The following is a 22,899-nucleotide window of genomic DNA, read 5'->3' on the forward strand; positions in this document are numbered from 1 at the left end:
ACGGCGTGGGCGCCTCCAGCGCGCTCCCCGCCCGGATGCCGCCTGGGCGACCCGCCACACCGACCAGACACGCCCCACCACTGAACCCACAGACACCCTCCCCTAACCCCCCACCCCCACCCCACCCCCGCCCCCGCCCCCGCCGACAACGCGATCTTGCACTTTCGGTCGGGACAAAAGCCGCGAGAATAGACGAAGTGGCGACCAAAAGTGCAAGATCGCGGAGGCGCGGCGAGGCGCGGCGAGGACGGCCGGATCTTGGTATGGAACGGCCCTCATGGGGGCCGTGTCGTACCAAGATCCGCGAGACGGAACCTAGGGGGTGTAGTGCTGGTCGTGGGCTTGGCGGGGGGCGCAGACGGAGGCGCGGGAACAGGAGCAGCGGGAGCCGTCGGCGTCCAGGCGGACGGTGACGGCGTCGCGGGGAACGCTGTGGCCGACCACGCGGCCCTCGCCCTTGGGGGTGGTGACGCGGGCGCCGACCTCCGGGGCGGACTCCTGGAAACGTTGGTAGAGCGGGTGCTCGTACTTGAGGCAGCACATCAGCCGGCCGCAGGCACCCGAGATGCGCAGCGGGTTGAGCGGGAGGTCCTGGTCCTTGGCCATCCGGATGGTGACCGGCTCGAAGTCGTTCAGGAAGGTGGCGCAGCACAGATCACGCCCGCAGGAGCCGATGCCGCCCTGCACCCGCGCCGAGTCCCGCGCCGAGAGTTGCCGCAACTCCACCCGGCAGTGCAGGGTCGCCCCGAGATCGCGGACCAGGGAGCGGAAGTCCACCCGGTGCGGGGCGGTGAAGTAGATGGTGCTGCGCTCGCCGCCACCCTCGCCGTTGCCGAGCACGTGGTCGACCGCCACCACCTTCATCGGCAGGCCGTGCTCGCGGATCAGCCGCTTCGCCGCGACCTTCGCCTCGGCCTTACGCCGGCGCAGGCTCTCGTCCCGGCGCAGATCATCCTCCTGCGCCATCCCGGCGAGCCGGGGAAAGCCGGCCGTCTCCTCGGTGACCCACTGCGCCGCCCACACGCACTCCGCCACCTCGGGTCCGTCGTCGGTGGGCACCAGCACCTTGTCGCCCACCTGCGGGCGCAACTCGCCCGGATCGAGGTAGTAGAGGCGCCCGTACCGCTGGAAACTGACCGCGCAGAGCATCCCCATGCTCAACACCCTACGACGCTTCGGCGGGATTCGGCCGGTCCGGCGTCGCGTTCGACCACACCGCGCGACCATCCATCATCGTCAACCAGCTGAGGCCGGACGCTGAATCCTCCGCCCCGGGCGGGACGATGGCGGGGTCGACCGCGTTGCGCGACACCGGACCTGCGGTGGCGCGGGAACACCCGCCTACCATCCGACACGGGTCGTCCGGGTGCCGGGCGGGCCGTCGTTGCCGTCGGGGCGGGCGTGGGCAGCGGGCAGGCGCAGGGGCGACTCGGCCAGGCTCGGCCCCCACTGCCGCAACAGGTTCTCCGCGCCGTCGTAGGCCACGCAGAGCACCGCCAGCAGCCGGGCGGCGATTTCGGCGGCGGCCGCCCCGCCGGGCGACGACGGCCCGGAATGGCTGGCCGGTCGGGTGACCGAGGTCGCGGTGACGACTGCCACCGCCTCGGCCGAGCCGATCACGTCGGCGAGTGCTCGGGCCACCGCCAGCCGGCTGCCCTCCACCCAGTCGGCGAACGCGTCGGCGTAACCGGCGGTCGCCTCCAGTCGCCCGACCAGGCTCTCCGGGCCCTCGTCGAGGTGGCGCAGCAGCGCCGTCCGGGTCTGGCCGTACGCGGCGGCGGCCGCCCCGGACCAGAGCACCGGATCGGTCAGCGCGGCGCACGCCCGGTCGTACCCGTGGACGTGCCGGCGCACCGCCTGCCCGGCAGCGGCCAGCGGCCCGGGACGCAGGTCGAGGAAGGTACGCAGCGCCTCGCCGGGCAGCACCTGCATCCGCCGCAGCAGGGGCCAGACCCGGTGCCCCTCGGGAGCACCGGAGGCGAGCAGGGTGTCAACCCGGCGCAGCAGGTCGAGCCCGGGCTCGGCGAGCCGATCCAGGGCATCCATCAGACCTCCCCGACCAGCCGGCGACTCACCCCGACGTCGGTGTCGGCGTACTGGTTGGCGGCCTGGCGCAGCGCATCCGCCGCAGCCGCGAGGTGGCCGGCGGCGCTGTGCGCCTCCCGGGCCCGGTCGCCGGTCGCAGCCGCCCACTGCCGGTGCAGTGCCCGCCCGATCTCACCCGGCCGTCCGGGGGCGTCAGCACCGAAGGCCACCTGGGCGGGGTCACTGGCGGTGACCGAACGGGAGAGCGCGGTCAGGGTCGCGCTGGCATCGTCGAGCCGGCTGGCCAGGGCACGCAGGCTGTCCATCTCAGGCCCCCGTCAGCGACCGGTAGGCGGTGAAGGTCTCGTTGTGCAGCTTCTCCCTGGCCCACTGCGCGGCGTCGGCGGCGGCGGCGACCGCAGCCCGCACCGAACCGGCCACGTCACGCGGCGCTCGGTTGTGTAGCGGGCCGAGAAACCGCACGTCGGTGATCCGGCCGCTGGCGGTCACGACCACCTCCACCAGGCCGTCCGGTGACCGGACGGTGACCTCGACCGTTGCCACGGCCTGGTCGAACTCGGCCTGGAGCGACTCGATCCGGCGGTAGCGCCGGACGGCCTCCTCGATCCACGCCTCGTCGATCTCGCCCCGCGGCATCAGCGGACTCCTCCCCAACTGCCCTCACTCTGCGTACCGCCGCCGTCACCACGGCACCCCGGACCGTACCGCACGCGAATTGTGCGTGTCGATGCCTGTGGACAACGGTCCGGCCGGCGAGACGTACGAAGTTTCACTTTCGGCGGAGCCGATCAGCCCTTCCAGAGGGCGAGCATCATGGCTTCGACGGCGATCCGGGGCTTGACGTTCGCCTCGATCGCGGTACGGCAGGCGAGTACGGCTTCCAACCGCCGTAGCGCCCCGTCCGCCTGCCAGCTCCGTGCACCGGCATCAGCCAGCTCGGTGGTGTCGGTGTGCACCGGTGCGACCGGTGCGCCGATCGCCATGGTCAACGTGTCCCGGTAGAAGGCGGCCAGGTCGACGAGCGCCCGGTCGAGCGCGTCCCGCTGGGCCCGCGTCGCCCGCGACTTCTGCCGCCGTTCCAGGTCCTTGAGCTGACCGGCGGAACCCCGGGCGGCTCCGGCCGCACCCCGGCCGGTACCACCCGCCCCGAGGGCGGTCTCCAGCGCGGCGCGCTCCGCGGCGTCGATCTCCACGACCGCCGCCTCGGCTTCGGCCTCGGCCGCCTCGATCAGCGCGGAGGCCGCGTCGAACGCGGCACCCACGCTGGTCAGCCGGCGCGGCACCGCGAGCACCGCCGCCCGCCGGTCTCGGGCCTGCGGGTCGTTGGCCAGCCGCCGGGCCCGACCGACGTGCCCCTGCGTGGCCGCCGCCGCCCACCGGGCCACGTCGGGCGCGATCCCGTCCCGCCGGACCAGCACCTCGGCCACCGCCTCGGCTGGCGGCTGCACCAGTGGTACGACGCGGCAGCGCGACCGGATCGTCACCGAGATGTCGTCCGGGTGGGTGGAGGGCGTGCAGAGCATGAAGACGGTCCGGGGTGGTGGCTCCTCGACCGCCTTGAGCAGCGCGTTACCGGCCGCCTCGGTCAGCCGGTCGGCGTCCTCGATGATCACGACCTGCCAGCGACCGCCGGAGGGCGTGCTCGCCGCGCGCAGCACCAGCGCCCGCATCTCGTTGACGCCGATGGAGAGCCCGTCGGGCACCACCAGTCGTACGTCGGCGTGGGTGCCGGCCAGCGTGGTGTGGCAACCGGCGCACTCTCCGCACCCGGTGCCGTGCACGCATTGCAGGGCGGCGGCGAAGGCCCGCGCCGCGACCGACCGCCCTGAGCCGGGTGGCCCGGTGAAGATCCACGCGTGGGTCATCCCGGCACCCGGATCGGGCCCGGCCGGCGCCCCGCCGCCGTCGCCGGTCACCGCAGCCGCACCGCCGCCGTCACCCGGACGCTCCGGCTGATCGGGGGGGCCGGGCCGGTTGGCGCGCAGCACCGCGGCGGCGGCGGCCGCCGCCCGGCGCAGCGTGTCCACCGCCTCGTCCTGCCCGACCAGGTCGGCGAAGGCGTCCGGCATCAAGTTCGCTCCGTCGTCACCAGCTCCGTTGGGGATAACTCGGGCTGCACCGAGGTGTCCGGACCGCTGGCCGGTCCCGGGTGGTCGACTCCGCCGGGGGCGAGCAGTTCCGCCACCCGACGGGCGACCCGCTCGGCGATCTGCTCGGCCGGGTGGCCGGCGTCGAGCACCAGGTAACGCTTCGGGTCGGCGGCGGCCAGGTCGAGGAAGGCGTACCGGACCCGCTCGTGGAAGGCCAGCGACTCGGCCTCCAGCCGGTCGGCGGCCCGGTTGCGTTCGGCCACCCGGGACAGCCCGGTACGCGGGTCGACGTCCAACAGCACCACCAGGTCGGGCTTGAGCCCACCGGTGGCCCAGGACGAGAGCCAGGAAAGCTCGTCCACCGGCAGCGTACGACCGGCACCCTGGTACGCCAGGGACGAGTCGACGTACCGGTCGCTGATCACCACGGCGCCCTGGGTCAGGGCGGGCCGGACCACGGTGGCCACGTGGTGCGCCCGGTCGGCCGCGTAGAGCAGGGCCTCGGCGCGCGGCGAGGGGGCCTCGTCGGTAGTGGTCTCCAGCACCAGTGCCCGGATCCGTTCGCCGATGTCGGTCGCGCCCGGCTCGCGGGTCACCACCACGTCCCGGCCCTCGGCCCGCAGTCGCTCGGCGAGCTGGGCCAGCTGGGTCGACTTGCCGGCGCCTTCGCCGCCCTCGAAGACCACGAAGAGTCCCGCCGAGACGAACGGCTCCGCCGGCATCAGCGGCCGACCCCGGATCGATCCCCACAGGTCGGCCAGGACCGGGACGCCCTTCTTGTCGTCCATCTGGCCGAACGCGCTGATCCCGGCGAAGACCCCGGCCAGGCCGGCGGCGAGCAGCAGCAGCCGGGTGGAGGAGACCGAGATGCCGAGGTCGGCGATCTGGAACATCCGCGAGCCGCCGACCCCGGCGAGCAGGCTGCCCAGCGCGATCGCCAGGATCAGCACCAGCCGGGTGCCGATCTGCACGACGGCGAAGACCCGGCCGCGTACCTCGTCGGCGACCTCACCGCCGAGCAGGGTGATGCCGGAGAGGAAGGCCATCCCGGCGCCGACGCCGACCAGGACCGCACCGACCAGGGCCATGGACAGGTGGAAGGCGAAGGCCAGGGTCATCACCGAGGCGCTGGCCAGCACGATGCTCATGCCGAACCAACGGCGCCGGGACATGTCCCGCACGATCATCGGGCCGAGCCCGATACCGACCGCCAGACCAACGAAGATCGCGCCGAAGAGCAGGGAGAAGGCGGCGTCACCGGCACCCAGCGAGTTGGCGAAGAACCGGCCGGTGCCGATCACGATGCCGCCGCCGGCGAAGGCGCCGAAGATGCCCAGCACCAGGCCACGGACCATCGGGGTCTGCCCGATGAACCGCCAGCCCTCGTTGAACTGGCGCAACATGCTCTGCTCGGTGCGCTCTTCCTCGCCGGTCTGTCCCTGGCTGATCTCCTTGATGCCGAGCGCCACCACCAGGGCGGTGGCCAGCCGCGAGAACGCGTTGAACCAGAGGGCGAGTTGGGCGGGCTCGGCCCAGTTGGCCGGATTGTCGCCTACGGCGGCCCGGACGATCCCGTCCAGCGACGCGGCGACCACCGCGGCGAGGACCGGGGTGAGGCCGTACGTGGTGATGAGGGTGAGCTGATTCGCCGTCTCCAGGCGGGCGCGCGGGATGAGGTTCGGTACCGCCGCTTCCTTGGCCGGGATCCAGAGCAGGGTGACGGTCTCGATCAGGAACGTGGCGATCACCGCCCAGCTGACCACCCGGGCGCCGCTGGCGCCGCTCAGCGCGTACAGCGGGATGGACGCGAACAGCACGAACCGCAGCACGTCGCAGATGACCATCGTCCAGCGCCGGTCGAACCGGTCGGCGAGCACCCCGGCGACCGGGCCGAGCAGCAGCGCGGGCAGCAGCCGGATGGCGATCACGCCGCCGAAGGCCGCGCCCTTGGCGGTGTTCCCCTCCACCTGGGAGGCGGCGAAGACGCTGGTGGCGAGCAGGCCGAACCAGTCACCGAAGGAGGCCACGCCGAGCACGATCCAGAGCCGGCGGAAGGGCCGGATGCGCAACACCGAGCGGATGGCGGGGTAACCGGTCAGGTCGGCCTGGCCGGTCGGACCGGCGGAGCGGCCGGCCGGACCGGCCGACTCGTTCGTGGACGGCGACACGCCGGACGACTCGCCGTTGAACTGGCTTTCGATGGCCGTACCTCCACGTGCCGGCCCATCACTGGGCACCCCCGGTGGAACACTCTAGACCTGCGGGGACCCACCCCCGCCACGCCTCGCTTGCCTGCCGAGCGTAAGCCGCGGTTGCCAGGTCGAACCCGAACAGGCGGGACGCGAGGGTGTTTCGCATTCACCGTTTCACAGTTAGCGTGCACACGTGGCCACCGACAGCGAGAATCTGCGCCACCGGCTGGACCGGGCGACCGGGCACCTCGATCCCCCGTACGCGGTGGTCGATCTCACCGCCTTCGACGCGAACTCCGCCGCGCTCGTCGGCCGGGCCGGCGGCAAGCCCCTGCGGGTCGCCAGCAAGTCCGTGCGCAGCCGCGAGCTGATCGCCCGTACGCTGGCCCGCCCCGGCTGGCACGGGGTGCTGGCGTTCACGCTGCCCGAGGCGATCTGGCTGGTCCGCCGCGAGGTCACGGCCGACGCGCTGGTGGCGTACCCCACCGTCGACCGGGGCGCGCTGGCCGAACTGGTGGCCGATCCGGCCCTCGCCGCAGCCATCACCCTGATGGTCGACGACCCCGACCAACTGGACTTCTGCGACACCGTGCGGTCCCCCGGCCACCGGCCCGAGCTGCGGGTCTGCCTCGACCTGGACGCCTCGTGGCGGTTGCTGGGCGGCCGGGTGCACGTCGGCGTACGCCGCTCCCCGGTGCACAGCGCCCAGGCCGCCGGCCGGCTGGCCGCCACCGTCGCCGCCCGGCCGGGCTTCCGGCTGGTCGGCCTGATGTCGTACGAGGCACAGATCGCCGGCATCGGCGACGCACCGCCCGGGCAGACGGCGCTCGGCGCCGCGATCCGGCTGGCCCAGCGCGGGTCGTACCGCGACCTGCTGGCTCGCCGAGGCGCGGCGGTGGCCGCCGTACGCGACCACGCCGACCTGGAGTTCGTCAACGGTGGTGGCACCGGCAGCGTGGCCGCGACCAGCGCCGATCCCGCGGTCACCGAGGTCACCGCGGGATCGGGTCTGTACGGGCCGACGCTGTTCGACGGATACCGCAGCTGGCGCCCCACCCCGGCGGCCTTCTTCGCCTGTGCGGTGGTCCGCCGACCGGCACCCGGGCTGGCCACCGTGCTCGGCGGCGGCTGGATCGCCTCCGGCTCGGCCGCCAACAGCCGGCTGCCCCGACCGTGGCTGCCCGCCGGACTCAAACTGATCGGCGCCGAGGGTGCCGGCGAGGTGCAGACCCCACTGGCCGGCAGCACGGCCGGCACACTGCGCATCGGCGACCGGGTCTGGTTCCGTCACGCGAAGTCCGGCGAGCTGTGCGAGCGCGTCAACGAACTGCACCTGGTGGACGGGGACGAGGTGGTGGCCACCGTGCCGACCTACCGGGGCGAGGGCCGTGCCTTCCTGTGAACACCGCCCACCGTGGCTGGGCGAGGTTCCACTCGCCAGCCGTGGGCCGTGCGCTGCGAAGGTTCGGCGGGCGCAGCGGGGTGTCCGCAGGGCCGCGCCGGGCGACGGTCAGGCGGGCTGCGCCGCCGGTTCCGTGGCATCCACGATCTGGTCGTCCGCCGGCTTCGCCGGCTGCACGACCGGCCGGTGACCGGCGTCGCCGCGAAAGTCCACCTGTCGGTGCAGGTAGTCGCGGATGAGCGCCTTCGCCTCGGCCAGTACCCGGTCGTCGCCGTCCGGCTTGCGGCGGAACGCGAGCTTGATCAGGGCGTCCGCCACCTCCACCGCGATCTCCAGGTGGAAGCGCAGGTCGGGTACGTCGGCCAGCCCGAAGCGTTCGGTGAGCACCCGCGCCAGCTGGTCGGCGATCACCCCGTTGTTGTCCCGCTGCTCATCGAGCAGATGCAGGTCGACCACGTCGCCGAAGTGCAGGGTACGGAAGCCGGGAACGGTGCGGTGCATGCTGATGTACTCGTCGATGCCCGCGTCGACCCCGTCCCACCAGTGGGTCAGGTCGTCCGAGGCGAAGCGCTCGTCGAGCCGCTGGAGATACGACTCCATCGTGCGCAGGGTCAGCGCCTGCACGATCGCCCGTTTGTCCGGAAAGAACTGGTAGACCGACCCGATCGCCACCTCGGCCCGCTCGGCGAGCAGGGTGGTGGTCAGCCCCTCGTACCCCACCTCGTCGACGAGCTCGGCGCAGGCGTCCAGCATCCGCTGGACCCGCGCGACACTACGACCCTGCACTGGTACACGGCGCAGCGGCCCGGTCGTGGCGGCTGAAGTGGACACTCGCCACCCCCTCTCGACGGATGAACATATCTACACGTCACGAGTCCGTGACTACCGGTACAACGAGCGGATCTCGATTGCGGTGTTTACCAGGGACAACGTTCCTGATATGAATTCGGTTCATATTCACTGTGAGGAGTGCCGATGCCCGGAACCGCACCCGCCGGCGCCTTCGCCTGGTCCAACTGGGCCGGCAACCAGCACAGCGCCGCGACCACCGTGCTACGCCCCTCCAGCATCAGCGAGGTCGTCGAGCAGGTCCGCGCCGCCGCCGAGGCCGGTGAGCGGATCCGCCCGGTCGGCAGCGGCCACTCCTTCACTCCCGTGGCGGTCGGCCACGGTCGACGGATGGAACTGTCCCGACTCGCCATCGACGTCCGCGTGGACGTCGATCAGCGTCTCGTCACGGTACCGGCCGGGATGACTCTGCGGCAGCTCAATGCCCTACTCGCCGGTCACCAGCTGGCCCTGCCCAACCTCGGCGACATCGACGCGCAGACGGTGGCCGGGGCGATCTCCACCGGCACCCACGGCACCGGCGCGGCGTACGGCAACCTGGCCACCTTCGTCGCGGCGTTGACCCTGGTCACCGGGGCCGGCGAGGTGCTGCACTGCTCCGCCGAGGAGCACCCCGACGTGTTCGACGCGGCCCGGATCTCACTCGGCGCGCTCGGCATCCTGGTCGACGTGACCCTGCGCTGCGTGGACGCCTTCGTGCTGCGGGCAGACGAGCGCCCGGCGGCGCTGGACACCGTCCTGGCCGACCTGGATGGCCTGGTCGGCGGGCACGACCACGTCGAATTCTTCTGGTTCCCATACACCAGCCGGGTCCAACTCAAGCTCAACGACCGGGTGCCCACCGACGACCGTCCACTGCCCCGCTGGCGCGGCTGGCTCGACGACGACTTCCTGGCCAACACCGTCTTCGCCGGAGCCTGCCGGCTCGGCCGCGCGGTGCCGGCCCTGGTGCCACCGATCAGCGCCTTTTCCGCCCGGGCGCTCAGCGAACGCGTCTACACCGGCCGCTCCGACGCGGTCTTCTGCAGCCCCCGCCGGGTCCGCTTCCTGGAGATGGAGTACGCGCTACCGCGCGAAGCCCTGCCCGAAGCGCTCGACGCACTCCGTCAGATCATCGACCGGCTGCCGTTTCGGGTGCTCTTCCCGGTCGAGGTGCGCTTCACCGCCGCCGACGACATCTGGCTGTCGCACTCGTACGGGCGCGAATCGGCGTACGTCGCCCTGCACCAGTACATCGGCGTGCCGTACGAGCCGTACTTCCGGGCCTTCGAGGAGGTGGCGACGGAGTTGGGCGGGCGCCCTCACTGGGGCAAACTCCACTGGCGCGACGCCGCCTCGCTGGCTCCCGCCTACCCCCGCTGGCAAGCCTTCCACCACCTCCGCAGCCACCTCGACCCCCACCAAACCCTAACCACCCCCCACCTAACCACCCTCCTCGGCTAACCCACCCTGGATCTTGGTGCGAAGCCGCCCCTGGAGGGGCACATTCGCACCAAGATCCGGGCGAGCGGTCAGTCAGCGCGAGTGGGAGCGGCCTTCTTGGCGGGAGTGGCCTTCTTCGCGGTCGTGGCCTTGGTGGACTTGGCTGCGGTGGCCTTGGTGGCGGTGGCCTTGGTGGCGGTGGCCTTGGTGGCGGTGGCCTTGGTGGCGGTCTTTTTGGCGGTGGTCTTCTTCGCGGTGGTCTTCTTCGCGGCCTTCTTGGGGGCGGGGCCCTTCGCTCGCTTCTCGGCGAGCATCTCGGAGGCTTCCTCCAGGGTCAGTGCCTCCGGGGTCTGGCCCCGCCGCAGGGAGGCGTTGGTCTCCCCGTCGGTGACGTACGGGCCGAACCGGCCGTCCTTGATGACCAGCGGCTTCTCGGTCAGCGGGTCGGCGCCCATCTCGCGCAGCGGCGGGGCGGCAGCGCGCCGCTGGCGGGTCTTCGGGGCGGCCAGCAGCGCCAGCGCCTCGTCCAGCGTGACGGTGAACATCTTGTCTTCCGAGTCCAGCGAGCGGAACTCGTCACCACGCTTGACGTACGGGCCGTAGCGGCCGTTGTTGGCGACCACCTCGGCACCGTCCGGAGCCACCCCGATCACGCGGGGCAGGCTGAGCAGTTTGAGCGCCTCGTCGAGGGTGAGCGAATCCGGCGACTGCGAGCGCAGCAGGGACGACTTGCGTTCCCCGCTGGCCACGTACGGGCCGAAGCGGCCGGACTTGAGCAGGATCGGCTCCCCGGTGGACGGGTCGTCGCCGAGCTTGCGCTCGCCACCGCCGCCGAGGAACAGCTCGTGCACCTTCTCCGGGGTCAGCTCGTCCGGCGCCAGGCCCTCGGGGATCGGCGCCCGGTCGCCCGGGGTGCCGCCCTCCTCGCCCTCCGCCTTCGGCGCGGGCTGCTCGCCGGGCAGCGCCCGCTGCAGGTACGGCCCGAACCGGCCGACCCGCACCACCACCTCACGGCCCTCGTCGTCGGTGAAGAGCGGGATCGAGTTGACGCTGCGCGCGTCGATGTCGCTGAGGTTCTCGGTGACCAGCTTCTTCAGCCCGCCGGAACGGGCGATGTCCTGGTCACCGGCGCCGTTGGTGGTGCCGAAGTAGAACGCGGTGAGGAAGTCCACCGCCGCGTGATCGCCACCGGCGATCTCGTCCAGCTCGTTCTCCATGCTGGCGGTGAAGTCGTAGTCGATCAGGCGCGGGTAGTGCCGCTCCATCAGCCCGATCACCGCGAACGCCAGGAACGACGGGATCATCGCCTGCCCGCGCTTCACCACGTAGCCACGGTCCTGGATGGTCTGCATGATCGACGCGTACGTGGACGGGCGACCGATGCCCAGCTCTTCGAGGGCCTTGACCAGCGACGCCTCGGTGTAGCGGGCGGGCGGCTGGGTGTGGTGGCCCTGGGCCGCCAACTGGTCGGCGGTCAGCGGCTGGTCCTTCACCAGGTTGGGCAGCCGACGCTCGGCGTCCTCGGCCTCGGCGTTCTCGTCGTCGCTGGACTCGACGTACGCCCGCAGGAAGCCCGGGTCGGTGATGGTCTTGCCGGTGGCGCCGAAGTCGGCTTCCTCGCCACCTGCGGTGGTGGCCCGGATCCGCACCGAAACGCTGGAGCCCACCGCGTCGGTCATCTGCGAGGCGATGGTGCGCCGCCAGATCAGCTCGTAGAGCTTGAACTCCTCGGCCGACAACTCCTTGGCCACGTCGCCGGGGGTGCGGAAGTTGTCCCCCGCCGGGCGGATCGCCTCGTGCGCCTCCTGGGCGTTCTTCACCTTGCCGGTGTAGCGGCGCGGCTCCGGCGGCACGCTGCGCTCGCCGTACAGCTCGACGATCTGCCGGCGGGCCGCCGCGATGGCGGTCTCCGACAGGTTCACCGAGTCGGTACGCATGTAGGTGATGTAGCCGTTCTCGTAGAGGCGCTGCGCGGTGCGCATCGTCTGCTGCGACGAGAACCGCAGCTTGCGGGCCGCCTCCTGCTGGAGGGTGGAGGTGATGAACGGCGCGTACGGGCGACGCCGGTACGGCTTCTCCTCGACCCGGGTGACGGTGAACGGCCGCCCTTCGAGGCGGGCGGCCAGCCCCCGGGCACCGCTGGAGTCGAGGTGGATGACGCCCGCCCCGGCCCGCACCCGGCCGGTGGTCGGCTCGAAGTCCTTACCGGTGGCGATCCGGTCACCGTTCAGCGCGACCAGGGTGGCGTTGAACGTACGCGGCCCCTCGCCCGGCTTCGCCACCGCCAGGGTGGCCAGGATGTCCCAGTATTCCGCGGTGCGGAACGCCATCCGCTGCCGTTCCCGCTCCACCACGATCCGGGTCGCCACGGACTGCACCCGGCCCGCCGACAGCTTCGGCATGACCTTCTTCCACAGCACCGGGGAGACCTCGTAGCCGTAGAGCCGGTCGAGGATGCGCCGGGCCTCCTGGGCGTCGACCAGGTCCCGGTCGATCTCCCGGGGGTTGGCCACCGCCGCCTGGATCGCCGGCTTGGTGATCTCGTGGAAGACCATCCGCCGGACCGGCACCTTGGGCTTGAGCGTCTCCACCAGGTGCCAGGCGATCGCCTCGCCCTCGCGGTCCTCGTCCGTGGCGAGGAAGATCTCGTCGACCTCCTTGGCCAGCTTGGTCAGCTTGCTGATCTGCTGCTTGCGGTCGGCGGAGACCACGTAGAGGGCGTGGAAGCCGTTGTCGACGTCGACGCCGAGCCGGGCCCAGGGCTCGCCCTTGTAGCGGGCCGGCACGTCGGCGGCGTTGCGCGGCAGGTCGCGGACGTGCCCGAAGCTGGCCTCCACGACGTACCCCGGGCCGAGGTAGCCCGAGATCGTCTTGGCCTTCGCCGGAGACTCGACGATGACCAGACGGGTGGTTCCAGCGTTGCTCGGCACTTCGGTTTCGACCTCATTCCCACTCGTGGCCACGCCCTGACCGGTTCGGGACACGCTCGACCCTCGATACCCGGCGGTCCGGATGTCCAACGTAACGCGCCGTCCGTGTTTCGGGTTTCGCGGGCGGCAATCCGCCCGGAACGATCTATGGTCACGCCGAACGGCGTCACCGTACACCCTGGGTAGGGCGTAAAGCGTGCCACTGTGACCATGGCAGCCCCTCGGTGGAGGTCAGACCCGACCGATTCTCCCGGTGTGCGCCGACTCCCGGCTGTCCCAGATCGGACAGCCGGCGCCCGGTCGATCACGGACCGGCCAAGCGTCGGGCAGGTCGGTCAGTCGCGGACCGGCCAGGCGTCGGGCGGCACGGCGGGCGGCCGTTCGCCGACCAGTTCCGCCAGTCGCAGCACCCGGCGCCGCCCGGCGATCCGGTACGCGGGACCGCCCGCGCCCGGCTCGACCAGTTCGCCGGCCAGCCCGGCCGCGACCAGGGCCGCGCCGACCACCGTCCAGCCACCCGGATCGGCGCCCCCGAGGCGCAGCAGGAAGTCCGGCGGGTCGACCGCGCCGGACGCGGCGAGCCAGAGCCGCAGTCGCCGGCCGTCGAGTTGGAAGCCGGCCGGCGGCTGCTGCGCCGGGCCACGCGACCACGCCGCCGCGAGCGGCACCAACGTCCGGGTGTACGCGGTCCGCACGGCGTACCGCTGATCCTCGGTGCGCGTCCAGGTGGCCCGGACGCCGCGCTGGGCCAGCTCGGCGAGGAGCACGTGTACCCGCCACCCGGCGTCCACCACCACCGACAGCCGGGCGGTGCCGCCCATCCGGTGCACCTCGCCCGGCCCGGCGAGCAGCCCGGCGAGGTCGGCGACCGAGGGTTCGGCGGTTTCCGCCCCGAAGAAGACCAGTTGCCGGTCCCCCACCGCCGGTTCGGCGTCCCCGCCCGGAACGAGGTCCGGCCCGACCGGGCGTGCGCCGGCTCGCCGGCCGACCCGCCGCGCTGTCGTCGACGCCGGATCGGGCACCGGGAAGGACACCGGCAGCGGTTGCGCCGCCGATGTCTCACCGGAGCCGCTCAATGGCATTCGGGAACCTCGTCGAAGGCCCGCTTCAACTCCTCCGAGTTCAGCTGGCTGGTGTCCAACGCGCTCGCGTCGTAGTCCTGCTTCAACGTCTCCACGGTCGCCTGTACACCGTCGTAGAAGACGCTGGCCTCACCCGTACTCAGCCCGTCGATGGTGGCCCGGGCCCGGCCGTAGGCGTCGCGCATCGACGCGAGGGAGGCCCGGAAGCCGGCGGACACCTCCGCGCCGCCCTCGACCGTGGGCACTCCCGCCTGCTCCACCTTGCGCCGGGCTTCCTCGCTGGCCTGTTCGGCCCCGCCGAAGAGCCGGACCAGGTTCTCCTTGGCCTGTGCGGGGGTGGTCTGCGCGGTCATCTGCTGATTGGTGCTGCTGGTCAGCTTGCTGATCTCCGCCCGCCAGGGGGTCAGTGCCGAACACACCGACGCGGCCCACGCCCGCGGGCTGGGACCGCTGGATCCGCACCCGGCCAGCAGGACCAACGTAGCCAGGACCACCGTCAGCTTGCTGGCGGCGTCCGCCCGGCACGTACGCATGCGTTGCAGCGTACGGCTTCCTCTCCTGGTCGGCACCGGTCAGGCGGGCCGGCTACAGCGGCGACCGGTCCCCGGGCGGCGGCGCCGCTGCCCGGGGACCGGAAACTGCCGTACCTCGCTCAGGCCTTGATCGCCTCCGGGCGCGGGTCCGCGGTGCCGGATCCGCTGTCGGAGTCCTCGTCCAGCGCGATGCTCTTGCGCTTGCTGAACACCACCGCCCCGACGACGACCAGCGTCGCCACCACCGCGATGGTGACCCGCAGGCCGACGTTGCGGTCGTCGCCGATGCTCCACGCCACCACGGCCGGCGCGATCAGCAGGGAGACCAGGTTCATCACCTTCAACAGCGGGTTGATGGCCGGGCCGGCGGTGTCCTTGAACGGGTCACCGACGGTGTCACCGATGACGGTCGCGGCGTGCGCCTCGGAGCCCTTGCCGCCGTACGCGCCGTCCTCGACCATCTTCTTGCTGTTGTCCCAGGCACCGCCGGAGTTGGCCAGGAAGACCGCCATCAGCGTGCCCGCCCCGATCGCCCCGGCCAGGTACGAGGCCAGCGCGCCGGGCCCGAGGCCGAAGCCGACCGCGATCGGCGCCATGATCGCCAGCAGGCCGGGGGTCAGCAGTTCCCGCTGCGCGTCCCGGGTGCAGATGTCGACGACCTTGCCGTACTCCGGGCGCTGGGAGTAGTCCATGATCCCGGGCAGCTCACGGAACTGCCGGCGGACCTCCATCACCACGGCGCCGGCCGAGCGGGAGACCGCGTTGATGGCCAGGCCGGAGAAGAGGAACACCACCGCCGCACCGATGATCAGACCGACCAGGTTCTGCGGGTTCGCCACGTTCAGCGCGTTGAGGATCTCGGCACTGACGTCGGTCACCCCGGCGTCGGCGTACGCGAGGCGCAGCGTGTCGGTGTACGAGCCGAACAGCGCGGTCGCGGCCAGCACCGCCGTGGCGATCGCGATGCCCTTGGTGATCGCCTTGGTGGTGTTACCCACGGCGTCCAACTCGGTGAGGGTACGAGCGCCGTGCTCGTCGATGTCGCCGGACATCTCGGCCACGCCCTGGGCGTTGTCGGAGATCGGGCCGAAGGTGTCCATCGCGACGATCACGCCGACGGTGGTGAGCAGACCGATACCGGCCAGCGCCACGGCGAACAGCGACAGGGTGATCGAGCCGCCGCCCAGCAGGAAGGCGCCGAAGACACCGGCGGCGATGAGCAGCGCCGAGTAGACCGCCGACTCCAGGCCGACGCTGATGCCGGCGAGGATGACGGTGGCCGGGCCGGTCTGCGAGCTCTTGCCGATGTCCTGCACCGGTCGGCGGTTCGTCTCGGTGAAGTAGCCGGTCAGCGCCTGGATGGCGGCGGCGAGCACGATGCCGATGACGACGGCGCCGATGACCACGCCGCGTGGGCCGAACGGCGGGTCCCCGCCCTCGACGCCGAGCGTCTCCCGCCAGCCGTCGCCGAGCTGCGCGGCCCAGGACGGCTGGAGGTAGGCGACCGTGGCCACCGCGACCAGCACGGCGGAGATCACCGCGGACAGGTAGAAGGCCCGGTTGATCGCGGTCAGACCGTTGCGGTCGGAGGCGCGCAGCCGGGTGATGAAGACGCCGATGATGGCGACCAGCACACCGATCGTGGAGATGATCAGCGGGAGCACCAGGCCGTCGGAGCCGAACGCGGCCCGGCCCAGGATCAGCGCGGCGACCAGGGTGACCGCGTACGACTCGAAGAGGTCGGCGGCCATGCCGGCGCAGTCGCCGACGTTGTCGCCGACGTTGTCGGCGATGGTGGCGGCGTTGCGCGGGTCGTCCTCGGGGATGCCCTTCTCGACCTTGCCGACCAGGTCGGCGCCGACGTCGGCGGCCTTGGTGAAGATGCCGCCGCCGACCCGCATGAACATGGCCAGCAGCGCGGCGCCGAAGCCGAAGCCCTCCAGCACGGTCGGCGCGTCGCCCCGGAAGATCAGTACGACCAGCGCGGCGCCGAAGAGGCCGAGCCCGACGGTGAGGAAGCCGACCACGCCGCCGGTCCGGAAGGCGATCTTCATGGCCGATTCCCGGCCGCCCTCGCGCTCCCGGGCGGCGGCGGCCACGCGCAGGTTGGCGCGGGTGGCCAGCCACATGCCGGCGCCGCCGATGAAGGCGCTGAACAGCGCCCCGACCACGAAGAAGAGCGAGCGCCCGATCTTCACCGCGATCTCGCTGCCGTCGGTCTGGTGCACCGGCAGCAGGAACAGCAGGACCACGGCGATCGCAACGAAGATCGCCAGGGTCCGGAACTGCCGGCGCAGGTAGGCCGAGGCGCCCTCCTGAACGGCCCCGGAGATCTCCTGCATTTTGTCGGTGCCCTTGCCGGCAGCCAGCACGGTCTTCGTCAACCCGGCGGCGAAGGCGAGCGCGACCAGCGCGATCACCGCGGCGATGACGACGTACGTGACATTGGCTCCGGTAAGGGAGATCGCCCCGCCGCCCTCGGCGGCCAAGGTGCTGTCGGACATCTGTGTCCTCCTGTGCCAAACAACGCACCGGTCGGTGGAGACGCACCGACCGGTGCCTGGATGCGAATTCGCAAGCGCGCTCCATCCACCCCGGCGAACCCAACGACCGACGCCCATCTGCGCTGGCTGCCTGGTGGATCACTTGCTGACAACCCGCGTACTGTAGCCCTCCGCAGTGTTCGAGGTCACACCGAGGTGGCGCCATGTCGCGATGATCTTCGTCGCTGTGTTATGAACCGAAATCTGATATAGGGACGGGTCCATGGCAAAGCCGCCGCATTCCCTGGTCAGGGAAGGCGGCGGCGAGCTAACTGGTGGGTCAGCGGGCCAGCGGCCAGACCATCCGGACCTCGGTGCCGATGCCGTCGTCGACCGGACGGACCTGAAGGTCCTCCACGAAACCGGCGAGCAGGGCGAAACCCACGCCGGTGGTGAGGTCGTCCTCGTTGAGCGACTCGTTGGCCAACTGGTCGGCGTCGAGCGCCGCGAGACCGAGACCCGCCTCGATCGGCGCCCGGTCGACCACGCGCACCGCGTACGTTCCGGAGTCGGACATCTCCACCAGCACCGGGGCGGTCAGGCCGTACTGGCGGTGCAGGGCGACGGCACGGGTGCACGCCTCACCGATGGCCAGGCGTACCTCGTCGAGCAGATCCTCGCGGACTCCCGCCCGGCGGGCCACCGCCACCCCGACCAGGCGGGCGGTACGCACGTGCACCGGCGCTGGCGAGAAGGAGAGCCGGACCGTGGCCATCACGCGCCAGCGCCGGTCGCCGCTTCGACCGTGGGATGTAGCGGGAATACCTGATCCAGCGCGGTGATCCGGAAGATCTTGAGCAACGGTTCCTTGTCACAGACCAGGGCGAAGGTGCCATCGGCCGTCCGCAGCCGCTTGAGCGCGCCGACCAGCACACCCAGCCCGGTGGAGTCGAGGAAGTCCACTCGGCCCAGGTCGACCACCACGTGCCGGGCACCGGAGTCGATCAGTTCGAGCAGCCGTTCGCGCAGCCGGGGGGCGGTGTAGACGTCCACCTCACCGCCGACCTCGAGCACCGTGTGCTCCCCCACGGTACGGGTCGCCAGCGACAGCTCCATCGGTCCTCCCTCGACGCGGCCGTAAGCTCTCTGGGCATCTAACCACTACCCCCGAAGCCGGCCGACGACTCACCGGGGCTGGTCCCACCTCACCCGGCACGCCGATTTCCCAATTCCGAACACCAGTGCGAGAGTGCAGGACGTGACCTCGGCAGCCAGCGTATCCGCCGGCCGGGGCCGCGAACCGGGCCCCGCCCCGGCTCCGGTCGCCGCGCCGGGCGACCTGCTACACCGGTTGCGGCAGCGGCACACCACCGACCCGGTCACCCACGTCGAACGGGTGCCACCCCGGGCCGGGACACCGGCACCGTGGCCACGGTGGGCTCCGGAGGAGCTGCGCTCGGCGTACGCCCGGCGGGGGGTGACCGCGCCCTGGCAGCACCAGGCCGAAGCCGCCGATCTGGCCCACGACCGGCGGCACGTGGTGGTCGCCACCGGCACCGCCTCCGGCAAGTCACTGGCGTACCAGTTGCCCGCGCTGGCCACCCTGCTCGCCGACCCCCGCGCCACCGTGCTCTACCTGGCTCCGACCAAGGCGCTCGCCGCCGACCAGTTACGCGCCGTCGCCGAACTCGACATCGAGGGCGTACGCCCGGCCTGCTACGACGGTGACACCCCACGCGCCGAGCGGGAGTGGATCCGCCGGCACTCCCGCTTCGTGCTGACCAACCCGGACATGCTGCACCACGGCATCCTGCCCGGCCACGCGCAGTGGTCGGGATTCCTGCGCCGGCTCAGGTACGTGGTGGTCGACGAGTGCCACGTCTACCGGGGCGTCTTCGGCTCGCACGTCGCCCACGTACTGCGCCGGCTGCGCCGGCAGTGCGCACGGTACGGCGACCCGGCCGGTCCCACGTTCGTCCTGGCCTCGGCGACCTCGGGCGACCCGGCCGCGACGGCCGGTCGACTGATCGGCCTGCCGGTCGTCGCCGTCACCGAGGACACCTCACCGCGAGCCGGGTTGACCTTCGCGCTCTGGGAACCGCCGCTGCTCCCCGCCGACCGGCCGGCACCCGCACCCGCGCCGCGCCGCGATCCTGACGTACCGCGACCCGGCGCCCACCCGTCCCGCCCGACGCACCCGCTATCCGACGCCACACCGGACGCCCTCGCACCCGGTGCCGAGGCCGTACCGGAGCTGGCCGACCTCACCCAGGTCCGCCGGTCGGCGCTGCGGGAGACCGCCGACCTGCTCGCGGACATCGTCGCCGCCGGGGTACGCACGCTGGCCTTCGTCCGCTCCCGCCGGGGCGCCGAGGTGGTGGCGACCAGCGCACGGCGCAGCCTCGACGAGGCGGTGCCCGGGCTCGGCGCCCGGGTGGCCGCCTACCGCGCCGGCTACCTGCGGGAGGAGCGGCGGGAACTGGAACGGGCCCTGCTGCACGGCGACCTGCTCGGCCTGGCCTCGACGAACGCCCTGGAACTCGGCGTCGACCTGGTCGGACTCGACGCGGTGCTGATCTGTGGATACCCCGGCACCCGGGCGTCGCTGTGGCAGCAGGCCGGCCGGGCCGGCCGCTCCGGGCAGGAGGCCCTCGCGGTGCTGGTCGCGCGGGACGACCCGCTGGACACCTATCTGGTGCACCATCCGGACGCACTCTTCGGAGCACCGGTGGAGGCCACCGTGCTCGACCCGGCCAACCCGTACGTGCTCGGGCCCCAGTTGGCCTGCGCCGCGTCCGAGGCCCCGCTGACCGTGGCCGACCTGGAACTCTTCGGCGACAGCGCGAAGGAGACGGTGGAGGCGCTGGTCGAGGCGGGAGCGCTGCGGCAGCGGCCGACCGGCTGGTACTGGCGGCACCGGGAACGACCCGAGGTGGACCTGCGTGGCGAGGGCGGCGCCCCGGTCTGCGTGGTGGAAGCCGCCACCGGCCGGTTGCTCGGTACCGTCGACGGCGGCTCGTCGCACTTCCTGCTGCACCCCGGCGCGGTCTACCTGCATCAGGGAGTGTCCTACGTGGTCGACACGCTCGACCTCGACGACGGGTGCGCGCTGGTCCATCCCGAGGAGCCGGACTGGTCCACCCACGCGCGGGACGTCACCTCGCTCTCGGTGGTGTCGGTGCGCTCGTACGTCGACGCCGGACCGGTCGGGCTGTTCCTCGGCGAGGTGGACGTGACCAGCCAGGTGGTGTCGTACCAGCGTCGGCGGATCGCCACCGGCGAGGTGATCGACACTCGGCCGCTGGACCTGCCGGCCCGCGAGCTGCGTACCGTCGCGGTCTGGTTCACCCTCTCGCCGGAGTCGCTGGTCGCCGCCGGGGTGGAGCCCGCCGACGGGCCGGGGGCCCTGCACGCCGCCGAGCACGCCGCGATCGGGCTGCTGCCGCTGCTGGCCACCTGTGACCGCTGGGACATCGGTGGACTGTCCACGGCGATGCATCCGGACACCGAGGCGCCGACGGTATTCGTCTACGACGGCCATCCGGGCGGGGCGGGCTTCGCGGAGCGGGCGTACGGCACGGCCGCCGCCTGGCTGAAGGCCACCCGCGACGCCATCAGCGAGTGCGGGTGCGAGTCCGGCTGCCCCTCCTGTGTGCAGTCACCCAAGTGCGGTAACGGCAACAACCCGCTGTCCAAGCCGGGTGCCGTCCGGGTGCTCGACGTGGTGCTGGACAACCTGCCACAGTGAGGCCAGGCATGAAATCGGAGGCGTACGGGCAAGAACGGTGGGAGCGCTTCCATCGATGACTGTCCGGGTTGCGCTCGCCGTTCGCTGTTTCGTCCGCACCCGTGAGGAGGGGCCGTGGCCGACACCATCGCCGAGACCGTCGACCTGCTCTACACCATCGACCAGGAAAAGCTCAGCACCGATCAGCAGATCGCCCTGGCCACCGCGCTCGCCACGCTGGCTCAGGCCGAGCGGCTGGAGCAGATCAACGAACGGCTCCGCGCCATCCAGCAACTACTCGTCAACTGGGCACACCGGTCGACCGTCGACGGCGTCCGCTGACCCCGGACCGCCCCCCGCAGCTCACCGACGGCGACCGTTGCCGCGTTGTGCGACACTCCGGCGCACCAGAGTTGAGGAGAATTCATGCAGCTCGACAGCCTGCAGTCGCAGCACCAGTTCCACATCCGCCAGCGCGTACGGTTCATGGTCAACCAGTACGAGGTGCACAGCGTGGCCCCGGACGGCACCGAAGGCGGTCTGCTGGCGTTCGCTCAGCAGAAGCGGCTCGCCTTCAAGGAACAGGTCACGATCTACACCGACGACTCGAAGCAGCACCCGCTGCTCGGGTTCAAGGCCCGGCAGCGCCTCGACCTCGCTGCCACGTACGACGTCACCGACCACGCCGGCAACCCGATCGGCCTGTTCCGGAAGGACTTCGCGCAGTCGCTGCTCCGGTCGACCTGGCACGTCGAGCAGGACGGCATGCACGTCACCGGCCAGGAGCGCAGCATGCCGGTGGCTCTGCTGCGCCGCTTCATCGACTCGCTGTCCTGGCTGCCGTACCACTTCGACTTCGTCGCCGGTGGCCAGCCGGTCTTCTCGGTGGTCAAGAAATGGGGCCTGCGCGACCGCTACGTCGTCGAGATCCAGAATCCGCAGATCGACCGTCGTCTCGTGATCGCCATGGCGGTCGCCCTGGACGCCCTCCAGAGCCGCTGACCACCCTGCGCATGCCCGAGCGGGTTGCGGGCTGGCTCACTCGACCCTGTCGAACGAGCCAGCCCTCGGGCGTCCGGCTGCGAGGTGACCGTCATCCGCGAATCGGCCCGGCTCGGGCGGTGGCCGTGGCGCGAATCGGCCCGGCTCGGGCGGTGGCCATGGCGCGAATCGGCCCGGCTCGGGCGGTGACCGTCATCCGCGAATCGGCCCGGCGCGGGCGGTGGCCGTGGCGCGACGGGTGATTCCGGGCAGCGAGTCCACGGCCACTTCGGCGGTGACCAGGACATCGAGCCCGTCGAGCCGGCACCGCACCAACCGGGCGCCGTTGGCCACGACGATCTCGTCAGCCCGGGCACACGCCGCCGACTCCTCCTGCAACGCCCGGCCCGCCCCCGCCAGGGCACCGAAGTCAGCCGCGACCCGCGCCTGCTGACGGGCCATCCGGGCCGCACCGACCTCGGCGGCGAAGAGCCCACCCACGGCGAACACGAGGCCCACCGCCAGCAGGCAGAGGGTCGCCCCACCCCGGTCCCGACCGCCGGCCCGGCACCGCCACGCCGACCAGCCGACGGTCGGGGCGCCACGCCGATGCTTGGTAGCCCTCACGGCAGCGGCTCCGGCGCGCCCGGTTCGACGGCCGCGACGGCGACCCCGGTGACGGTGATGGCGGGCAGGTTCGTACCGAGGGCGCGGACCGGGGCGCGCACGGTGGCCTGGACCCACTCTTCTGCCACGACGACGTCGACCTCGGCGCCCGACGGCGCCTGCCGGTTGCCGGCCGCGACGCCGTCGCCGCCCCGGGCGGCGGTCAACGCCGCCTCCCGCGCCGCGTCCAGACAGGCCGCCTTGGTGCTGACCGCGTTGACGGCGGTCAGACCGGTGAGCAGGAACAGCAGCAGCGCCGGCAGACCGGCCGCCATCTCGGCGGTGAACGAACCCCGGTCGCGGCCAGCCTGCCGGCGCCCGGTCACTTCAGCGCCCGATCGATGACAGCCGCCAAGGCCGACTGCACGCTGTCGGAGGTCAGGACCTTGAGCAGGATGCCACCGAAGGCCACCGCCGCGAGGGTGCCGACGGCGTACTCCGCGGTGTTCATTCCGGCATCCCCGCGAAGGCGGGTGAGCATTTTGCGCACGCGTTC

At 72.1% G+C, this 22,899-nt stretch carries 21 protein-coding genes; 5 read left to right on the forward strand and 16 right to left on the reverse strand.

Annotation, left to right across the window (positions count from 1 at the left end; translation table 11 throughout):
* Positions 1-315: 315 nt before the first annotated feature.
* From E0H26_RS23220 to tmk, 6 genes are all read right to left on the reverse strand, one after another.
* Positions 316-1,155 (reverse strand): PSP1 domain-containing protein, encoded by an 840-nt coding sequence (locus E0H26_RS23220; RefSeq protein ID WP_131307373.1) that lies wholly within the window; start codon positions 1,153-1,155, stop codon positions 316-318.
* Positions 1,156-1,341: 186 nt separating this feature from the next.
* Positions 1,342-2,046 (reverse strand): hypothetical protein, encoded by a 705-nt coding sequence (locus E0H26_RS23225; protein WP_131307209.1) that lies wholly within the window; start codon positions 2,044-2,046, stop codon positions 1,342-1,344.
* On the reverse strand, positions 2,046-2,351 hold the full coding sequence (locus E0H26_RS23230) for a hypothetical protein (protein ID WP_131307211.1): 306 nt from the start codon (positions 2,349-2,351) through the stop codon (positions 2,046-2,048). The genes E0H26_RS23225 and E0H26_RS23230 overlap by 1 nt, the downstream gene beginning before the upstream one ends.
* Position 2,352: 1 nt before the next feature.
* The gene (locus E0H26_RS23235) at positions 2,353-2,682 is read right to left on the reverse strand and encodes a YbaB/EbfC family nucleoid-associated protein (protein WP_131307213.1); all 330 of its coding nucleotides are present in this window, start codon (positions 2,680-2,682) and stop codon (positions 2,353-2,355) included.
* Positions 2,683-2,834: 152 nt separating this feature from the next.
* Positions 2,835-4,115, reverse strand: a complete 1,281-nt coding sequence (locus E0H26_RS23240; protein WP_131307215.1) for a DNA polymerase III subunit delta' — start codon at positions 4,113-4,115, stop codon at positions 2,835-2,837.
* The gene (gene tmk, locus E0H26_RS23245) at positions 4,115-6,208 is read right to left on the reverse strand and encodes a dTMP kinase (protein ID WP_131307375.1); all 2,094 of its coding nucleotides are present in this window, start codon (positions 6,206-6,208) and stop codon (positions 4,115-4,117) included. Before tmk ends, E0H26_RS23240 begins: the two co-directional genes overlap by 1 nt.
* Before the next feature lie 313 nt (positions 6,209-6,521).
* Between tmk and E0H26_RS23250 the strand changes: the two genes are divergently transcribed.
* On the forward strand, positions 6,522-7,730 hold the full coding sequence (locus E0H26_RS23250) for an amino acid deaminase/aldolase (RefSeq protein ID WP_131307217.1): 1,209 nt from the start codon (positions 6,522-6,524) through the stop codon (positions 7,728-7,730).
* Positions 7,731-7,838: 108 nt separating this feature from the next.
* Here E0H26_RS23250 and E0H26_RS23255 read toward each other — a convergent pair whose 3' ends face one another.
* Positions 7,839-8,483: a TetR/AcrR family transcriptional regulator gene (locus E0H26_RS23255; protein WP_131307377.1), complete on the reverse strand. Its 645-nt coding sequence runs from the start codon at positions 8,481-8,483 to the stop codon at positions 7,839-7,841.
* A gap of 222 nt (positions 8,484-8,705) precedes the next feature.
* Between E0H26_RS23255 and E0H26_RS23260 the strand changes: the two genes are divergently transcribed.
* Positions 8,706-10,022 (forward strand): D-arabinono-1,4-lactone oxidase, encoded by a 1,317-nt coding sequence (locus E0H26_RS23260; RefSeq protein ID WP_131307219.1) that lies wholly within the window; start codon positions 8,706-8,708, stop codon positions 10,020-10,022.
* A gap of 68 nt (positions 10,023-10,090) precedes the next feature.
* Here E0H26_RS23260 and topA read toward each other — a convergent pair whose 3' ends face one another.
* The 6 genes from topA to E0H26_RS23290 all read right to left on the reverse strand — a co-directional run bounded on the left by topA (position 10,091) and on the right by E0H26_RS23290 (position 18,145).
* Positions 10,091-12,931: a type I DNA topoisomerase gene (gene topA / locus E0H26_RS23265; protein ID WP_131307221.1), complete on the reverse strand. Its 2,841-nt coding sequence runs from the start codon at positions 12,929-12,931 to the stop codon at positions 10,091-10,093.
* A 335-nt stretch (positions 12,932-13,266) separates the two neighbouring features.
* On the reverse strand, positions 13,267-14,013 hold the full coding sequence (locus tag E0H26_RS23270; RefSeq protein ID WP_131307223.1) for a hypothetical protein: 747 nt from the start codon (positions 14,011-14,013) through the stop codon (positions 13,267-13,269).
* Entirely contained in the window at positions 14,004-14,546 is a 543-nt protein-coding gene (locus tag E0H26_RS23275; RefSeq protein ID WP_131307225.1) for a hypothetical protein, read from the reverse strand. The genes E0H26_RS23270 and E0H26_RS23275 overlap by 10 nt, the downstream gene beginning before the upstream one ends.
* A gap of 119 nt (positions 14,547-14,665) precedes the next feature.
* Positions 14,666-17,050, reverse strand: a complete 2,385-nt coding sequence (locus E0H26_RS23280) for a sodium-translocating pyrophosphatase (protein ID WP_131307227.1) — start codon at positions 17,048-17,050, stop codon at positions 14,666-14,668.
* A 319-nt stretch (positions 17,051-17,369) separates the two neighbouring features.
* Positions 17,370-17,804, reverse strand: coding sequence for an ATP-binding protein (locus E0H26_RS23285; protein WP_131307229.1), 435 nt, complete (start codon positions 17,802-17,804; stop codon positions 17,370-17,372).
* Entirely contained in the window at positions 17,804-18,145 is a 342-nt protein-coding gene (locus E0H26_RS23290; RefSeq protein ID WP_131307231.1) for an STAS domain-containing protein, read from the reverse strand. The genes E0H26_RS23285 and E0H26_RS23290 overlap by 1 nt, the downstream gene beginning before the upstream one ends.
* A 133-nt stretch (positions 18,146-18,278) precedes the next feature.
* Here E0H26_RS23290 and E0H26_RS23295 point away from each other — a divergent pair, with 133 nt between their 5' ends.
* From E0H26_RS23295 to E0H26_RS23305, 3 genes are all read left to right on the forward strand, one after another.
* Positions 18,279-20,777, forward strand: a complete 2,499-nt coding sequence (locus E0H26_RS23295; protein ID WP_420812866.1) for a DEAD/DEAH box helicase — start codon at positions 18,279-18,281, stop codon at positions 20,775-20,777.
* Positions 20,778-20,891: 114 nt separating this feature from the next.
* The gene (locus E0H26_RS23300) at positions 20,892-21,098 is read left to right on the forward strand and encodes a hypothetical protein (RefSeq protein WP_131307235.1); all 207 of its coding nucleotides are present in this window, start codon (positions 20,892-20,894) and stop codon (positions 21,096-21,098) included.
* An 84-nt stretch (positions 21,099-21,182) separates the two neighbouring features.
* The gene (locus tag E0H26_RS23305; RefSeq protein WP_131307237.1) at positions 21,183-21,758 is read left to right on the forward strand and encodes an LURP-one-related family protein; all 576 of its coding nucleotides are present in this window, start codon (positions 21,183-21,185) and stop codon (positions 21,756-21,758) included.
* Between the two features lie 192 nt (positions 21,759-21,950).
* On the opposite strand, the gene E0H26_RS23310 is transcribed toward E0H26_RS23305, so the two are convergent.
* Genes E0H26_RS23310 through E0H26_RS23320 form a run of 3 tightly spaced genes read right to left on the reverse strand, consistent with a single transcriptional unit; the run spans position 21,951 to position 22,884 of the window.
* Complete coding sequence (locus E0H26_RS23310; RefSeq protein WP_131307239.1) at positions 21,951-22,364, reverse strand: Rv3654c family TadE-like protein; 414 nt, start codon at positions 22,362-22,364, stop codon at positions 21,951-21,953.
* Positions 22,361-22,678, reverse strand: coding sequence for a TadE family type IV pilus minor pilin (locus tag E0H26_RS23315; protein WP_476703380.1), 318 nt, complete (start codon positions 22,676-22,678; stop codon positions 22,361-22,363). The genes E0H26_RS23310 and E0H26_RS23315 overlap by 4 nt, the downstream gene beginning before the upstream one ends.
* Positions 22,679-22,725: 47 nt before the next feature.
* Entirely contained in the window at positions 22,726-22,884 is a 159-nt protein-coding gene (locus tag E0H26_RS23320) for a DUF4244 domain-containing protein (protein WP_206025330.1), read from the reverse strand.
* Positions 22,885-22,899 lie beyond the last annotated feature (15 nt).

This window comes from Micromonospora zingiberis (genome assembly GCF_004331455.1).
Lineage (GTDB): Bacteria > Actinomycetota > Actinomycetes > Mycobacteriales > Micromonosporaceae > Micromonospora > Micromonospora zingiberis.

Coding starts and splice junctions, on each gene's coding strand:
- E0H26_RS23230 (WP_131307211.1), bottom strand. CDS start 2,351: ATGGACAGCCTGCGTGCCCTGGCCAGCCGGCTCGACGATGCCAGCGCG.
- E0H26_RS23240 (WP_131307215.1), bottom strand. CDS start 4,115: ATGCCGGACGCCTTCGCCGACCTGGTCGGGCAGGACGAGGCGGTGGAC.
- E0H26_RS23320 (WP_206025330.1), bottom strand. CDS start 22,884: ATGCTCACCCGCCTTCGCGGGGATGCCGGAATGAACACCGCGGAGTAC.
- E0H26_RS23225 (WP_131307209.1), bottom strand. CDS start 2,046: ATGGATGCCCTGGATCGGCTCGCCGAGCCCGGGCTCGACCTGCTGCGC.
- E0H26_RS23235 (WP_131307213.1), bottom strand. CDS start 2,682: ATGCCGCGGGGCGAGATCGACGAGGCGTGGATCGAGGAGGCCGTCCGG.
- E0H26_RS23255 (WP_131307377.1), bottom strand. CDS start 8,483: ATGCTGGACGCCTGCGCCGAGCTCGTCGACGAGGTGGGGTACGAGGGG.
- E0H26_RS23280 (WP_131307227.1), bottom strand. CDS start 17,050: ATGTCCGACAGCACCTTGGCCGCCGAGGGCGGCGGGGCGATCTCCCTT.
- E0H26_RS23275 (WP_131307225.1), bottom strand. CDS start 14,546: ATGCGTACGTGCCGGGCGGACGCCGCCAGCAAGCTGACGGTGGTCCTG.
- E0H26_RS23270 (WP_131307223.1), bottom strand. CDS start 14,013: ATGCCATTGAGCGGCTCCGGTGAGACATCGGCGGCGCAACCGCTGCCG.
- E0H26_RS23305 (WP_131307237.1), top strand. CDS start 21,183: ATGCAGCTCGACAGCCTGCAGTCGCAGCACCAGTTCCACATCCGCCAG.
- E0H26_RS23285 (WP_131307229.1), bottom strand. CDS start 17,804: ATGGCCACGGTCCGGCTCTCCTTCTCGCCAGCGCCGGTGCACGTGCGT.
- E0H26_RS23315 (WP_476703380.1), bottom strand. CDS start 22,678: ATGGCGGCCGGTCTGCCGGCGCTGCTGCTGTTCCTGCTCACCGGTCTG.
- E0H26_RS23220 (WP_131307373.1), bottom strand. CDS start 1,155: ATGGGGATGCTCTGCGCGGTCAGTTTCCAGCGGTACGGGCGCCTCTAC.
- E0H26_RS23260 (WP_131307219.1), top strand. CDS start 8,706: ATGCCCGGAACCGCACCCGCCGGCGCCTTCGCCTGGTCCAACTGGGCC.
- E0H26_RS23290 (WP_131307231.1), bottom strand. CDS start 18,145: ATGGAGCTGTCGCTGGCGACCCGTACCGTGGGGGAGCACACGGTGCTC.